Annotated in this window: 14 protein-coding genes; 2 read left to right on the forward strand and 12 right to left on the reverse strand. The window is 47.0% G+C overall.

Going from position 1 to position 16,362, the window contains the following annotated elements:
* Positions 1-12 precede the first annotated feature (12 nt).
* From prpB to ACY2RR_RS10500, 10 genes are all read right to left on the reverse strand, one after another.
* Positions 13-900, reverse strand: coding sequence for a methylisocitrate lyase (prpB, locus tag ACY2RR_RS10455; protein ID WP_490108090.1), 888 nt, complete (start codon positions 898-900; stop codon positions 13-15).
* Complete coding sequence (locus ACY2RR_RS10460; protein ID WP_490108091.1) at positions 897-1,628, reverse strand: GntR family transcriptional regulator; 732 nt, start codon at positions 1,626-1,628, stop codon at positions 897-899. The genes prpB and ACY2RR_RS10460 overlap by 4 nt, the downstream gene beginning before the upstream one ends.
* A 97-nt stretch (positions 1,629-1,725) precedes the next feature.
* On the reverse strand, positions 1,726-2,967 hold the full coding sequence (locus ACY2RR_RS10465) for a MalM family protein (protein WP_490108092.1): 1,242 nt from the start codon (positions 2,965-2,967) through the stop codon (positions 1,726-1,728).
* Positions 2,968-3,070: 103 nt separating this feature from the next.
* Positions 3,071-4,657, reverse strand: a complete 1,587-nt coding sequence (locus ACY2RR_RS10470; RefSeq protein ID WP_490108093.1) for an outer membrane protein transport protein — start codon at positions 4,655-4,657, stop codon at positions 3,071-3,073.
* Between the two features lie 162 nt (positions 4,658-4,819).
* Positions 4,820-5,893, reverse strand: a complete 1,074-nt coding sequence (locus tag ACY2RR_RS10475) for a transporter family protein (RefSeq protein WP_490108094.1) — start codon at positions 5,891-5,893, stop codon at positions 4,820-4,822.
* A 173-nt stretch (positions 5,894-6,066) separates the two neighbouring features.
* A complete protein-coding gene (locus ACY2RR_RS10480; protein WP_490108095.1) occupies positions 6,067-6,867 on the reverse strand; it encodes a C39 family peptidase in 801 nt (266 codons plus the stop codon).
* Between the two features lie 74 nt (positions 6,868-6,941).
* Entirely contained in the window at positions 6,942-8,420 is a 1,479-nt protein-coding gene (locus ACY2RR_RS10485; RefSeq protein ID WP_490108096.1) for a DUF6160 family protein, read from the reverse strand.
* Between the two features lie 62 nt (positions 8,421-8,482).
* Positions 8,483-9,901 (reverse strand): DUF6160 family protein, encoded by a 1,419-nt coding sequence (locus ACY2RR_RS10490; RefSeq protein ID WP_490108097.1) that lies wholly within the window; start codon positions 9,899-9,901, stop codon positions 8,483-8,485.
* Positions 9,902-10,079: 178 nt separating this feature from the next.
* Positions 10,080-11,276: a DUF6160 family protein gene (locus tag ACY2RR_RS10495; RefSeq protein WP_490108098.1), complete on the reverse strand. Its 1,197-nt coding sequence runs from the start codon at positions 11,274-11,276 to the stop codon at positions 10,080-10,082.
* Positions 11,277-11,444: 168 nt separating this feature from the next.
* Positions 11,445-11,582, reverse strand: a complete 138-nt coding sequence (locus tag ACY2RR_RS10500; protein WP_490108099.1) for a hypothetical protein — start codon at positions 11,580-11,582, stop codon at positions 11,445-11,447.
* A 307-nt stretch (positions 11,583-11,889) separates the two neighbouring features.
* Here ACY2RR_RS10500 and pabB point away from each other — a divergent pair, with 307 nt between their 5' ends.
* Complete coding sequence (gene pabB, locus ACY2RR_RS10505; protein WP_490108100.1) at positions 11,890-13,302, forward strand: aminodeoxychorismate synthase component I; 1,413 nt, start codon at positions 11,890-11,892, stop codon at positions 13,300-13,302.
* Positions 13,303-13,355: 53 nt separating this feature from the next.
* On the opposite strand, the gene thrH is transcribed toward pabB, so the two are convergent.
* Entirely contained in the window at positions 13,356-13,973 is a 618-nt protein-coding gene (thrH, locus tag ACY2RR_RS10510) for a bifunctional phosphoserine phosphatase/homoserine phosphotransferase ThrH (protein WP_490108101.1), read from the reverse strand.
* Positions 13,974-14,155: 182 nt separating this feature from the next.
* Between thrH and ACY2RR_RS10515 the strand changes: the two genes are divergently transcribed.
* On the forward strand, positions 14,156-14,440 hold the full coding sequence (locus ACY2RR_RS10515; RefSeq protein ID WP_490108102.1) for a hypothetical protein: 285 nt from the start codon (positions 14,156-14,158) through the stop codon (positions 14,438-14,440).
* A 46-nt stretch (positions 14,441-14,486) separates the two neighbouring features.
* On the opposite strand, the gene ACY2RR_RS10520 is transcribed toward ACY2RR_RS10515, so the two are convergent.
* Positions 14,487-16,337 carry a beta-ketoacyl synthase gene (locus ACY2RR_RS10520; RefSeq protein WP_490108103.1) on the reverse strand — a complete coding sequence of 617 codons (1,851 nt, stop codon included), beginning with the start codon at positions 16,335-16,337 and terminating at the stop codon, positions 14,487-14,489.
* Positions 16,338-16,362: the final 25 nt, after the last annotated feature.

Raw genomic sequence — 16,362 nt, forward strand, 5'->3', positions numbered from 1 at the left:
TTTTATGGCTCTCTATTTGTTCTTGTCTTCTGCAAACAAACGATCCAAAGTCTGCTCGTAATCGTGGTAGCCAAGGAAATCATACAGTTCCATACGCGTCTGCATGGAATCCAGCGCACCTTCCTGAGTGCCATCCCGCAGCAACGTCTGGTAAACATTTAATGCTGCTTTGTTCATGGCACGGAAAGCACTGAGAGGATAGAGCACCAGATCAATACCGGCACTGGCCAGCTGCTCGCAGTTAAACAGTGGAGTGGCACCAAACTCAGTAATATTGGCAAGAGTTGGAACTTTCACAGCATCAACAAAGCGCTGATACTCTTCCAGAGTATGCATGGCTTCCGGGAAAATCATATCGGCACCGGCTTCCACACACAGGCAGGCACGTTCAATAGCCGCCTCAACACCTTCAACCTGCAAAGCATCGGTACGGGCCATAATGACAAAATCATCATCGGTGCGGGCATCTACCGCAGCTTTTACCCGATCAACCATCTCTTCTTTGGAAACAATGGCCTTATTCGGGCGATGTCCACAGCGTTTTTGCGCCACCTGATCTTCAATATGAACCGCAGCAGCGCCTGCCTTTTCCATATCTTTAATGGTTTTGGCGATATTGAAGGCTCCACCCCAGCCAGTATCAATATCAACCAGAAGCGGTAGGCTTGAGGCAGAAGTAATACGACGTACATCTTCCAACACATCATTCAAAGATGTCATACCCAGATCAGGCAAACCGTAGGAAGCATTGGCAACACCGCCGCCAGATAGGTAGATAGCCTGGTGTCCTACCTTCTCAGCCATCATGGCAGCGTAGGCATTAATAGTTCCCACAACCTGCAATGGATTGTTATTCGCTACGGCATCACGAAAACGACGCCCTGCAGAAGACTGACTCATATCACTGCATCCTTCTCTATTCTGGTTTTCTTGTTCTTGTTTGGAGTGTTCCTGTCTTTATCAGAGCAGGAATCACGATGAAGGGTTTCAAGGCGCAGACGTGCGGTACGAATATGTCTGCGCATAAGAAGCTCGGCCATTTCGGCATCTTTATCAGCCAGCGCATCGACTATCTGGCGGTGTTCAGTAAAAGCTTTCTCAGGACGCTTGGGGCCAGTACTGGCCTGATAGCGATACATTCGCAACAGGTGATAAAGCTCACCACACAAACTATCAATTAAACGACGGTTACCGGAAGCCATAACAATGCGGTAATGGAAATCCAGGTCACCTTCCTGCTGGAAATAGGCCCGCCCCTCCTGAAACTCGGATTGTTGACTGTGTTCATCCAGCAGGCTGTACATATGCTCAACCTGTTCAGCACTCATATTCTCAGCGGCTAAACGACAGGCTAAACCTTCCAGGACTTCCCGCACCTGATAAATCTCAATCAGCTCTTCATGGCTTAAAGAAACAACACGAGTGCCACTATGGGGAGTGCGCACAACAAGCCTGCGGCCTTCAAGACGATGAATTGCTTCACGCAATGGACCACGGCTCACGCCATATTGGCTGGCAAGGCTGGCTTCACTCAGGCGGGAGTTTGCAGGAATCTCACCACGGACAATAGCCTGCTGCAGTTGTTTAAATAACTGGTCAGACAAAGTGCGTGGAGAAACATCATTCATAGAAAAATTGTCAACAATTCATAAGATGACTGTGAGCCTATTGCGGAAAACACCTACAGTCAAGCCTGAATTGTTGACAATCTATGAAATTGAACAGCTATCGTTTAAGAAGTGAAACCTCAAAACTACCGTCAACTGTATGCTGACGAGCCAGCAGTCCCTGCTCAGGATCTGGAGTTTCATTATCCAGCGGGCGGTCGTAAGGCCGGTTATCAAGGGTCTGCTGTTCAAGGTCTCGGTCAGTGGTCATCACAACAACATACTTCTCACCCAGCCAGGGTTTCACCTGAACAATACCTTCAATACTGGCGTAACTGCCCCAACTCTCTGGCTTCAGGCGATACACGGCATCGGTCACCATTCGGGTTGGCTCGCGGCGTGAATCAAGGAACAGCAGGGTTGGGTAGATAAAAGAGGACTTGTCTTCATCAGCAAAACTGCGAACTCTCACCGACATTTTTCCTGCAGTATCTGGTAAAACAATACCGACATAAGGGCTGATTCCAGACGGGAACGAGAAGGTTGGCGATAAATAATTAAATGTTTCGAAGTGGCTATCACCCCGATCAAGGGGAATAAAATTAGTAATATTGATTGTGCGACAGCAACCCCGGCGCATATCTTCAACCAGTTGCTGATCCCGTGTTCGTGGGCGGGACTTACGCTTTTCGCGGTCAGCATCCAGAATTGTCGACAATTCTGAAGTCAGCTCTTGCCCTGCTGCTGGAGCAGGCAAAGCCTGCGGAGCACGAATCATGATCTCATATCCGTCACTGGGAGCAGAATACCCTCCTCCAAGGCCAGGCAAACGATTACTTGGACTGACAAAAGCCAAACCTCGCTGCTCAGGACTTATTGAGCCAGTTTGCATCTGCCCATTTTCATCCATCCAGGTAAAAAAAGGCAGGCCATCCCCTTCCCTGACAAATCCTCGCGCCTGAAGCTTGTCAGCATCAATGTAACCAGAGACGCGCTCACCAGAACCCAGCACGTAATCCTTTTTGCTGGTTGATGAAGGCGTATTGGCAAAGAAGCTGCTCTGAAGGTTCCCTTCACCATCAACATAAGAGAAATAACGACGGCGGCTTTCTTTTACACCACCAGTCGCACCCTGCCAGGCGATACTTTCGGGAGAGTCAGCAGTATTGGTGTAACCAGAAAGAGAGATTCGACTGTTGGCGTTGTTTTGCTGATCTTTAAACTCATCATCCAGAAACAGGTTCTGGACTTTGCCTTTTTCGTCGATGTAGGTGAACCAGCGCTCTTCGGCCTGCACAGAGTAAGAACAGACAAGTAGCGAAAAACTAATAGCAGAAAGGGAGGTCGCAAGAGATTTCATTATTATTGGAGTCCTGCATCACATCTAGGGGCATGGTGCGGAGAAAAAGGCTTTCTTGCAAGCTTTTATGGTGCCCAGAGTGGGCACCTAGTGAGATTGTGCTTTAGAAGCGTGTTCTATAGGTCAGAGAGAAGATGTAAGCATCAACGCTTGTTTCTATATCCAGACCCGCGTAAGGGTTATAAATAACATCGGTCAAACCATCACAGTTGGCATTACAACTGGTTCCTGCAGGGATTTTTTGACGAGACCACATATACTGAAAACCAAAGTCAACAACAGATTCCTTATCCCACTGATAGCCGAAACCCAAGCCAATCAAGTGAGCATCCCCCAGAGGAGCCATAACATCCGCTTTGTCTTTAGGGATGGCTGATGGGCGGTTTTCATAACCAGCACGCAGACTTAAACGACTGGTGTAGTCGTATTCCATTCCAACAGCCCAGCTCCAAACACTCTTGTAACCACGAGGCATAGTGATATAAGTAGGTGCTGAAGATGCATCGCCTGGTGCCAGAATCCGGGCAAACTGCGCTGCAGCCAATTCACGATCGAACTCTATTTTAAATTCATCCCATACAGCCCAGTCAGTCCATTTGGCATCAAGATTAACTGTTAGCTTGGGAGTAAGATCGATACTTGCACCGATGGCAAAGTGAGCTGGATACTCCATATCAAGATATGCTTTACCAGTCTCAGTTGCTTTACGGGATGTACCTCCAACCAGAGCCTGTCCGAAAATAGATGGCAAGCCCTGATACCCGGCAAACCCTTCTAAAAACTGGAAGAAGCCTTCATCATACTTCATGGTGTAATCACCAGAAAGGGACATCTCGGCACCACTTTGGTAAACAGCACCAAGGCGTAGCCAATCATAAGGTTCCCACTGAACACCAATATTGTATGTGGGCGAAAGCCGCTCCTCCATTTCAATAGTCAACTCACCAATAGGCTTGAAAGGATGGATACCAGCTGAGCCATCTGGTTGACGGCCGCCACAAATATTCAGGAAGATACCTACAAAAATATTCAGACCAGCAATATCACAGGCTAAAGATTGGATGGCAGGGTTTGCTGTAAGCGCTACAAGGTCGTTCGGTGTTCGCATATCCTGCTGAATTCCCATGGCCTGATGGGAAAAGCCAACAGATAAGCCGAAAGAAAGACGATCATTAACCTGATAAGCAATTGTCGGGGAAAGATAAGTAATGCGCTGAAGAGCCATTTGCTCACCCTGGAATCGACCAGGATCATCTCCATCCCTTTTAAAGCCCAAGGCCATTGGCGCATAAAGATTATTCGCGAAAGTAAACTTGGAGCCCGGTGGCGAGAAAGAAATACCATTTAACGGCGCAAACAGCACAGGTACATCAACCATCCCGAAGCCTGGGATAAACATAACTGGCGTATTAGCTTTACTGGTCTTCCCTACGACTGGATCTTCATCTGCATCGAAGCCGAAGAAACCATAATCAGGTGGCGCTTCAAATTTTGCACGAATATCCATATAGCCACCAAACAGCTTGGTCTCTATCTGGCGGCCTTTTAGTTTTGTTAAACCAGCGGGGTTAAAGTGAACATTATCCATCCCGACAAAATCAGCAGTCACAGCATTAGCCAGAGCCATAGCCTTTGGGTTACCAATGGTCAGGTTCTGCGCTAGCTGAGCCCGTACTGTGGAAGCTGTCACAAAAAGAACAGCGCCCAAACAAAGCAGTACTGATCGTCTAAAAAACGGAGATGTATCGAATTTATAATTCTGCATACAACAGAGTTCTTCTTATTATTCTTTTATTGATATTGCATCGCTAAAACCGCGACAGCTTTATAGTTTTATTCTTTGCAATAACATCTACTCTGCTTTTAAACCATCCAGATCAAGCGGCAGAGAAAAACCCAGCAGAATATCTGGAGAGTCTTCTGTAAGACCAAAGCCAGCATTCACATTAACGATATAACTTGGTGATGCCCGCAACCCAAGTGACAAGTTAACAACACCACTGGTACTGGTTGCAGATTCCACCGTTCGTCCGTCTTTAAACTTGAACTCAGAAGCTTCCGAGTAAGACATCTGATAGGAAGCACTCATGGAAACATCATAGGAAAGGGAATAAGCAAAGCCCATGCTCAAATTATAGCTATTACCAGGGTTAACTTCGTCGAGCACAAACTGATCCTGAATGCTTGCAACAGGCTGATCTTGTGGCCCACGGAACTGATCTATACCAGTTTCCTTCAGGTTAAAGGTATAACCTGCTGAACCGAACAGCACCACAGGGTCAAGTACATGACTCATATTGGCACCAAAACCAAGAGAGTAATAACCCGATCCGGTAGGAATATCTTTAGCAAGGTTAATATCGTAAGGGCTGTCACCAGTTTTGGTAGAAAGACTGCTGTACAAGGTCAAAGATGGTCGACCCGGCTTCACTTCAAATGGCTGCCAACGCAGGCTGAATGAAACGTCGCCAAGACCATAGGCCTCTTTCTCTTGGTTTCGGTACGCTCGTCCATCCAAAGACTTAATATCAGAGTATTTGGCCACCAGAGGAATACGTACAGAGAGCGTCAGGTTATTCCAAATACCGTAGTCAAAACTGAAAGTATTGGTAAAAGTGTTTTCAGAAGAATTTTCTACATAACTGACAGGACCAGCATTATTTGCAGCGGCAGCAACATAGTCAATACGACTGTCCCGGAAGTTAGAATAGTCAAAAGAGTAAGTGAGACGGGTATCACCAGATTTCAAAAGTGAGTAACTCTTCTCTGCAGCCTGGAATACCTCTTCAAGCTGTTTCTCTTGAGAGGTATCACTATCTTGCTGGCCGAGTGCAGCGCGCGCTTTATCGTCAGAAGCTGCATACAACTGGCTGGATGCCATCAGCCCGCTCATAATCAGACAGGAAAACAGTCTGTTGAACTTCATTCTGAAACGCCCTTATTGTTGTTATTTTGCCTGCACCCCAGAATATGTGACGCAGTGCGCTTATTTGGTGTTTTATTTAGTATAACGGTCAGTGGTTAGGTAAAGACTGACCGGGCTAACATGACGCTTTTGTCATAAATGTCACCAGCCTGGCATTTTCTGTCAATACAGCTTTACTGTCTTTTATAGCTCCAGCCACCCGTCGTGGAACCATTAGTTTGCGTCTCCACTGCTTGAATAGCGCGCACAGCAGCCGCTGCATCATCAGCCCGCCGCTCCATGGGCTGGTTAAACTGCGGCAGCTCATTAAAGGCGAGATAAGTAATGGTTTCATCTTCCACAACCCGCATATCTTCTGGCCTTAGCTCCAGGTTCGGTAGAGGTGCGTGACCATTAGGAAACACAATAAACAATACGTTCCTGTCCCAGACTTCCTGAAATCGTGCAAGAGTAAAACTAATATTTCCTACAGCCGGATCGGCCACATACACATGACCCTCATAAACATCCCGCACAACAACAAAGTGTTTGAAGCCTGCATATTCAATAGGAACGATGGCCGGGTGGTCGAGATCGATCAAATCATCAATGGAGGCTTTGTAACCACCAGAACGGTGACCGATAGCTCGCACAAACCGCTTCATATCCAACAGGGAGAATGCTCGACGGGAAACAATTTTTTCCGCTTCGCCGAATTTTAGAAGACCTTCCATCACCTGACGCTCCGTCAGGTTTCGGCCAAGGTAATAATCGAGAAGAGTAGTAAGAGCCGCAGCGCCACAGCTGTAGTCGTAAGCCTGGCGAACGATATTCTTGAACTTAAGCTGGCTTAGCGGATCTACATTTGTCTGATCCATCACAGTCATACCCGCTTGCTGCTCGTAGTAAACCGTGCCTTGATCCTTGGGCTTCACCTCAAGAGCGGTAGTTACACCGAACACGGTCATTAGACTGCCAACTAAAACTTCAATCATGATGTTTTTTCTTTTTATCCATCATTAAGCGACATTGGATGCCAAAACGTGAACCAGGTCAAGCTTTATCGGTATCACTGTTTCCCAGTTATTCGGTATTCATTGACTGGCATATTTAACCCATCGACAACAAAACCACCAATACTGTTGCTGCCGACATAGATATCCTCGATACCAATACGGCCATTAGTAATGGGTGCCGATATAACCAAAGCATTATCGGTATCAATATCAATGGAGACTATGCTTTGATCACTCTGAATAGTCATACCTTTGAAGGTAACAGACCCCACACCATCATTATCTTCACTTCCTTCCTGATAATAACCAGCGTTAAGCTGTCCTGCCTGAGCCTCCAAGGCGGCAGTATCGACACTATCAAGAGTGGCAAGCTGCCCTTCAAGAGCAGTTAAGCTGCCAAAGAGATCATCATACTCAGAGTCCACACCTGAAGCCGGGTTGCCAGTAACATCGTACCCTTTCGACACCCGAAGCTGGGAAAGATCCTGCCTAACGGTCTCAGCACTATAAGCCAGAGAGCGGCGCACAGCTGTTGCCACATCGAGTGTTCCATCCACGACAGCAAGATTATCTACCCTCAGATTCATAGACTGCGCAAGACGTATTCCATCACCTAAAGTTGGGGTATAAATTGAGAGAGTGCTTGAATCAGTCTGCAACCCAGACATTGTTACAGCCATCACTTGCTCATCGTAATAGGTAGCACTGTTGCGGTCTCGCTCACCACCAATCTGAACCCCCCCAATGCTGACAAAACCATTAGTAATGGATGGTAAGGTCACCTGAACAGCGGCAGAGTTATTGAAAGGGTTATCCTCACTGGATATAGCATCAAGCCGGGTTCCGTAAAGATTCAACTCCGACATTTTGACATCGTTTAAGGCAATGGAACCGCCACCCTCAGGGTTTGGAGAACCATTTGTTTCGACATCACTGTATTCAATTCGACCAATTGTCTGGTTAATAACGGTATCAATACCAATGGATGTGGAATCCTGAATGGAATAGAGATAGGTGACAGATTCATCAATCTGCAGCTCATCAATAAACAACTGACCAAAACTTGGGGCGCTATTGTCCTCGCCAGAACGAATGGCCCCTATCTTGACGTCAGCCGTCAGCTCACTCATTTGCTGTTTGAGCACATCACCCTCAGCCAAATCAATAGCTGGCGTGCCAGGCGCGAGCTCTGCAACCGGCATCACTTCAATAAGCAATTTAAGGTCGAGCTGCCCATTCGGGTTATTAACCGTGTCAACCTGGCCATCAATAAAGTTGTGACCAAGCTCAAACTCTTCAAACCGCAGTTTACCACCCCCTATATCATTAGGAGTGGTGCTATTTGCTTCATCTTCGAAAGTTACAACATTGGCATTGACATACAGGGAAGCCTCAACCTCTATGGAGGCCTGAGCCGTCGCTGAGCGCGCTTCTTCTTCTGAAAGGCTCACCAGCTCCGCTGAAAGAACTTTAGAAAAACTGGCTAAATAAATGGCCAAGCCAAGCTTTTGTAAAGTTTTTCCTTGCATCATTAACATTCCCAAAACGTCAACAAAAGAATGCCAGCCTGGTTAAGCAAGCTGGCATATACCACTTAATGAGCTGCAATAGTCACTGCATTTTGCGTAATGTTGAGACCTGTAATAGCCAGACCACCCATACTGTTACCACCTAGCTGTATATCATTCACAGCCAGGCTGGCATTAGTCAGCGGGGAGTCGATAGACAAACCACCTGCAACAACATCAATCTTTACATCTGACTCTGCACTCTGAAAATTAACACCCGCCAGAGTTATAGAACCTTTGCCATCATTATCGCGGTCAGCAGAAGTAGCACCATAACCAGTCAAGCCACCAGAGATATAACTAACTTCTGACGCAGACACATTGATTGTCTGACGGATACGTATGCCCTCATTACCATCTTCTGTATAGATATAAAGCGGGCTGGCCTGAGTTGTTATTCCTTTAATATCCGCTGAGCCAATCACTTCATCCTGACCAGCAGCTGTCGCAATATCAGATGCACCAATTTGAATGGCGGACACACTCACACTTCCACCACTGATAGCAGGCTGACTAATCTTGATAGTATCGTTACTATTAATCGCTTCTGCATCCGTACCATCCAAGATATGAATCTCAGTACCTGTCATATCGATAGATGACATATTGATTCCATGAATCTGGATGGTACCGTTGTCATCAGAAACTTCGTCGGTACCGTCATAACCAACATCTCGGTAAACAACACGTCCGATACTCTGATTAACAACAGCATCAAGACCAATACCAGTTTCACCTTTAAGAGCATAGATATAAGTTTTTGATCCTTGGAGAGACAAGTCATCAATCTCGACACTACCAAAAGAGCTGGTATTAGCTCCCGCCCTAATAGCAGCAACATCAGCATCAACAGTTACATCACCGACAGTTAACTGAATCGCATCCCCACTGGCCCGCTGAAAGCGCTGATAATCTGAACTCCCGGCCAGATAAACAGACTTCTGATTATTGAAAATCGTTGTCGAATCAACCGGATTGTCAGTTTGATATTGGTTATATGCTGCATTACCGGCAGCAACGGCTCCAGCATCTGTAGGCAGGCCGCCATTATCAACTACATACTGATTGACCGCTGCAGTTCTTGCTGCTTCCGCATCCAGATCACGAGCTGCTACAGCATTATCGACAGCTGTTTGCGCCAAGGCATCTGCAGCACTAACCTCACGCGCCAAAACATCACCACCACTGACAACATCAATATCGATTTGCTGGGTAAAACCAGCATCATCGTTATGAAGCTTAATACCTTCCAGACGCAAGCTTTGCCCATCATCAATATAAGCCGCACTTTCAATTGTCGCATTAACGGTCGATGTAATACTGATGCCAGACTGACCAGTCATAGCTCCCATATCATCATCAGCCAGAGCAACAAGATCAGCTTCTACCGAAAGGCTTCCCATGCAAACAAAAATAGCCAATGGCAGTTTTATAAAATTATTCAATCCCTTAATCCCTGTACGATCCATATAATTATTGATTTATAGAACTTAACCTATATAACAAGATCTAATCAGAAGGCATTTTAGGAAAATGATCTCTAGATTTAATTGACCATCTTTCCAAAATACCCTGACGAAATAGCATTGCCGACCCAACAAGCGGGCCGGCAATGTTTACAACTTAGTGAGCAGTAATAGTTACTGCGTTTTGAGTGATGTTCAGACCAGTAACGGCCAGACCACCCATGCTGTTACCACCCAGCTGCATATCAGCCACAGTCAGGCTAGCATTTGTCAGCGGAGAATCGATGGTTACACCACCAGCAACAACATCAATCTTGATATCAGATGCAGCACTCTGGAAGTTAACACCCGCCAGAGTAACGGAGCCCTTGCCATCGTTATCACGAGCAGCAGCGTTAACACCATAACCGCTCAAGCCGCCAGAAATGTAACTAACTTCTGAAGCAGAAACGTTAGTTGTCTGGCGAATACGAAGGCCTTCGTTGCCATCTTCAGTGTAGATATATACAGGGGATGCCACAGTAGTGATGCCCTTAATATCCGCAGAACCGATTACTTCGTCCTGACCTGCTGCAGTAGCGATGTCAGAGGCACCAATCTGGATAGCGCCAACACTCATGCTGCCGTTGGTGATCGCAGGCTGGTTAATCTTAATGGTATCGTTACCATTGATAGCCTCACCATTTGTTCCATCAAGAATATGGATCTCAGTACCAGTCATGTCGATAGAAGACAGGTTGATGCCGTGTAACTGAATGGTACCATTGTCGTCAGCTACAGTGTTACCAGTCGCACTGTCATAACCGATATCCTGATAAACAACACGCGTAATATTCTGGTTAACAACAGTATCAATACCGATACCAGTCTGACCGTCCAGTGCATAAACGTAAGTATCAGTACCTGCCGCACTCAGATTGTCGATTTCGATACGACCGATTGAGTTACCACCAGCATGCCCCTGAGCATCGGCAGCACCCATACGAACTGCGGCGATATCAACATCAGCATTAAGAGCAGTTACACCAATCTTGATAGCGTCACCAGCTGCACGTGTCTCCAGACCAGCTTTTTCAGCAGCTAACTGAGAATTTTCAAACACGTCAACAGTGATAGTCTGGTTCAGGCTACCACCGCCGTTACCACGCAGTTTGATACCTTCAGCAGTCACAGAGTTTGCATCATCACGATAAGAAGCTTTATCGATGTCCGCCTGCATAGAGGTCGTAATGGTAATACCAGACTGACCAGTTGCTTCAGACATAAACTCTTCGTCGAGCTCCTGCATAGCGCTTGCACCAGCCGAGATAGCTGTCATCGCAACCGCCAGTGGCAGCATCTTGAAGTTTTTCATTTTATTATTTTCTCCATTGTGTTCGGGCGTCGACGCCTTCCCATAAGGTTGTTTGCCGCAAGCGGCTGTGTACTACAAAGCACGCACGTGCAGTGCTCTGTGACTTCCAGTCAGCATTCTCAAACAACAAACCCAAAGGCACTGAGATCACTGACATGAAAACAGGTGCTACATCAGAGTCCAGGTAAACAGGCCGACCAGAACAACGGCCAATAATGGATTTAACAGGCTGGAGATATTGCCCTTGAGACTATCTTTAAGATCGCTCGCCCCTTCGGAGGCGTAGCAGGAGGTGTAGTGATTCATAAAGTATGCGTTCTTGTTATTATTTTTTATTCGGTCTTTGCAGTGCTTTTGTAGGTTGCTCTGTCAGACTCTTATTTTTCTTTTGTCGTTTTATGCTAACTGCATTGATCAAAAATGCAAACCGACAATCTCATACTTTTCTTTACGTTTCTTGCGTCCAATAGTGCAAAGTTTGTGCACTACCTGTCAATTCCCCAAGAAGACGCAAAGCCAATGTCATTTCAGTCAATCTTTGCAGGCTTTACTTTTCCTGCTCCGGTGTCATCAGTACAATGCCTTCAGAAGTTACTATAAGGCGTTTCATTCTGTGCCTCATTTACCCTATCGCTCCAACCCCGGTGACTGGTTTGAACCCCTACGTTCACTGGGGCACGCACTGTTGCTGGATAGTTCCGATACTACTGAGAACCAGAGAAGAACCTCTCCAACCTACGGTTCTCAAACCTCCAGTGCCAGCCGTTACGACATCATTACTGCAGCACCGGAGTTGGTTACTATCGTCAATGGTGAAGCCGTTGTCGTCTATGACCCAAGTGACAGAACGTCCGTACAAAGTGACCAGTCCGCTTTTGACACCCTTGCAGAGCAATTAAACAAGCTGGAAAGCCAGACTCATAACCACCTCCCTTTTACTGGCGGGTTGGTGGGATTCTGGGGATATGAACTGAATCATTTGCTTGAACCATCACGTATTCCTCCCCGCACTCATGACTCTCCGGATATGATCGTCGGGCTTTATTTATGGGCAGTGATTACCGACCACCATAAAAAAAGCAGTGAAGTGTTTTTTCATCCTTCACTGACTGAAGAGAAGAAGAACCTCATCCTCGATCACCTTATGGAAGTGGCTGAGGTTGATGAGCCTGAACAGCATGAGGATTTCCACCTCACCAGCGGCTTTCAACCAGCTATTAGCCGTGAACGGTACAATGATTCCTTTCACCGCATTCAGGATTGGATTTCCTCTGGTGACTGTTATCAGGTTAACCTGACCCAAAAGTTTTCCGCGCCTTACAAAGGAGATCCTTGGCAGGCCTATAAGAATCTTCGAAAAGTCAGCCCTACCCCTTTTTCTGCTTATCTGGATTTTCCGGAGATGAGAATCCTCAGCCACTCTCCAGAAAGGCTGTTGCTTTCTGAGAATGGCCAGATTGAAACCAAGCCCATTAAAGGCACCCGACCAAGGGGTGAAACTCCGGCCCAGGATAAAGCCTATGCCGCAGAACTTTTATCCAGCACTAAGGATCGTGCAGAAAACCTGATGATTGTTGATTTGCTTCGCAATGATCTTGGCCGCAACTGCACCCACGGTAGTATTCGTGTACCGACACTGTTTGGCTTGGAAAGTTACGCCAATGTTCATCATATGGTCAGTACAATAACTGGCGAGCTGGCAGCAGGCCGGAGCAATATTGATCTTTTGCGGGATGCTTTCCCCGGCGGCTCAGTTACCGGTGCACCAAAGATTCGTTCTATGGAAATTATTCGGGAGTTGGAACCCGATGCCCGCTCGGTATATTGCGGCGCTATTGGCTACATAAGCTGCAATGGCCGCATGGATACCAATATTCCAATTCGTACACTGGTAGCTGATGGTGAGAAAATCAGCTGTTGGGGTGGTGGGGCGATTGTTGCAGATTCAGAGTGTGACAGTGAGTATGAGGAATCTTTGACTAAGGTCAGGAATTTGATTAACGGGCTGCAGGACGCATTCTTATAATTTGCTATACACGTTGGGTTAGCTGCAAAGCAGCGTAACCCAACACCTCAAAATTAAGGTTGTATATCCCGAACACTGGCCTTACAAAACTCCAGCTTTAAATCTTCATAGGTATGCACAGCCGGAAACTGAGGGAACTCTTCAATCACATTATCTGGCGCCTTAAACAGAATCCCTGCTTCGGCTTCTGAGAGCATGGAAGTATCGTTGTAAGAATCTCCAGCCGCAATCACCCGATAATTCAAACTATGAAAAGCTTTTACTGAACAACGCTTAGGATCAGGTTGGCGAATCTTATAATCTTCCACCTTGCCACCCTCACCTATTTCCAGCTTATGGCAAAGCAGTGTTGGGAAACCCAGTTGACGCATAAATGGTTGGGCAAATTCATAAAACGTGTCGGACAGGATCACCACCTGAAAGTTTTCCCGCAACCAGTCCATAAATGTTCTGGCACCAGGCATGGGAGACATTTCTGCGATAACAGACTGAATTTCACGAATGCCCAAGCCATGCTGTTCGAGAATCGACAACCGCATTTTCATCAGTTCATCGTAATCAGGAATATCCCTGGTAGTAGCTTTCAGCTCTTCAATACCGGTCTGCTCGGCAAAACGAATCCAGATTTCCGGAATCAGTACCCCTTCCAGATCAAGACATGCAATTTCCACTGTCACTCCCCGCTGCTTTTGCTTTCATTTTTATAGGTATTTATACGGCGCCACTCTATCGTTGCAGTCGAATTGATGCAATTGGAGCAATTATATTTTTATGCTTCTTTGTTATTACCCTGAGCAGCCAGTACACGGGTACAATGCTCTTCTAACCTATAAAAACAGTGCAGGCCTTTGTTATGACATCTCCCGCTAAAATTACCATGGTCAAAAAAATATTGGCGGACGGCAGCCCCTGCGCCAAATGCGGCCAGGTTATGGAAAAGCTGGAAAGTTCAGGTCATATCAAAAGTATCGACCGTATTATTGAAGCCCGGGAAGATGATCCTGGCAGCGAAGGCATGCAGCTCTCTTCTCTACTCGGCGTAGATAAAGCGCCTTTTTTTGTAGTGGAGCGAGAAGGCCAGCAGCCAGAAGTATTTACAATCTACTTCAAGCTGGTAAAAGAAGTTCTGGAAGCTTAATACAGTAAATGACAAGGATGCCGAGTGGCATCCTTGAAGATAATGCTTAACAATAACTCTCAAACGGGTTATTTGTAGAAAGCTCTACTTCCTTTCCATTCAAAATAACCTTCTCTTTGCTGATACTGATGTCTTCCGGTGCAATCACACCCTCGCCAAAGTTATAGATTGGCTCATCATTGCCTGCCTGTTTAACGGCTTCAGCTTTTTCCTGCTGGGCAGAAACACTTTCATTTCTGCGTTCCCATGCAGCCAGAGCATCTTTACCATAACGGCGAATTAGCATTTCGCGGGTTTTATGAGGAGCGATAACTGTTGCCGTAGCATTGTTTCCGCCAAAACCTTTGGCGTTCAGCAGTGCCAGATCCATTGATTCAGTGCCAGTCTGAAGATGATCAGTAAGCAAATTCAGGTTCTGGTTATGAACATCATCGGCCAGTACGCCACCTATGCTCTTAATACCGGGAACAACGCCGTACTTCCATACCCCCAGGGTTGAAACCATCTGATCCGCTGCCGCTGTTGCCAGAGAGTGACCGACATAACTCTTCACTGCAGAGACAGCCCAGTTATCAATACCAAAGGCTTCTGCTACATCATTAAGGATGGCGGATTCGGTTACCCGGTTTTGAGCAGTACCTGTTCCGTGAGCCTGAACAAAAGAACGTCGCTGCAAGGCTTCATCACCGAGAATATTACGCCCTAGCGCTGCGGCCCGTGCCACAGTCAGATAATTACCGGCACCGGGGCTGGAAATAGATTTCTTAGGTCCATCGGCATTGATGAATACGCCTGCAACAGAACCCAGAATTTCAGCACCAACTTCTAAAGCCAGCTCATCATCCATCAGTACAAAGAACTGGGCAGATTCTGCCAGAGTAAAGCCACAGTTTTCACCAAATGGGCGGCAGGCACGGCGATAATCCGGTTCCTGACTTTCCGCCAAGCCCTCCAGGGCTCGTAAAGCTTTATCGGAAGCCAGCGCGCCCATAGTGGCGTAACCTTCAATTACTTCAGAAGTAATAGGCGCTTCACTGTTTCCTACCAGAGCAACACGGGTACGGCCACTCTGAATATCTTCAGCGGCATGGCGCAGGTTATAAAGGAAGGTGGCGCAGGCCCCCATGCTGGTACCGGTTGTACCCAGGCTGCCCAACACATAAGCATTAATAAAGTCTGCTGGCATTTCCGCAAAGCCCAAGGGCAACTGCTTGGAGGTAACACGCTTCCCTTTCAGGCGAGCCTGCATCAAGCCACCGTTACCATTCTGGTCCAGCTGACTCATGCTGCTGCCGGCATAGACAGACACCTGTTCTGGAGAAACCAATTTATCCAGAACATTCCAGTCAACCCCCATGGAGCTGAGGGCATCGGAGGCACCATAAACAGTCATCGCCAGTCCGCGAGGGTGGTTACGGGAAGCGTAAAGCTTTTCAGGGTGGAACCCGGTTGGCAGTTGACCTGCAGCATGAACAGGTAGGCTAAAAGATTCAGGAACCAACAAAGGCTGGCCTTCAGGAATAACCACCTTGACCAAAGCTTTGTCTTCAGTATCAGTAACCTGCCAGCTGGCAGGCACAGGGGTTGGCAGCTGCTTGCGAGACAGCAACATTTCACTGCTGCCTTTGGTGGTCATGGCTTTGTGGCGGGTCACCGCATCCGCATCAAACAGTGTGCCGTCCAACTTACGAATTAATGTGGCATTCAATAATGCCTCACGATCTTCCACAGAAATACCCGTTAATCGGGACAGGCTGTTCAGGGTAGCCATCGCTTCCCTACTCTCCAGGGTATCAATAACCATACGGCGATAAGCGTGGAAGCCGGACGTACGGCCAGCGGGGCCAATACCACCTTGGGCAACGATTAATGGCAAACGTAGCGGGAGTCGGGACATGCACAACCTCGACCAGTAATAAGTT

It is taken from the genome of Parendozoicomonas sp. 2304DJ65-17 (assembly GCF_058148445.1).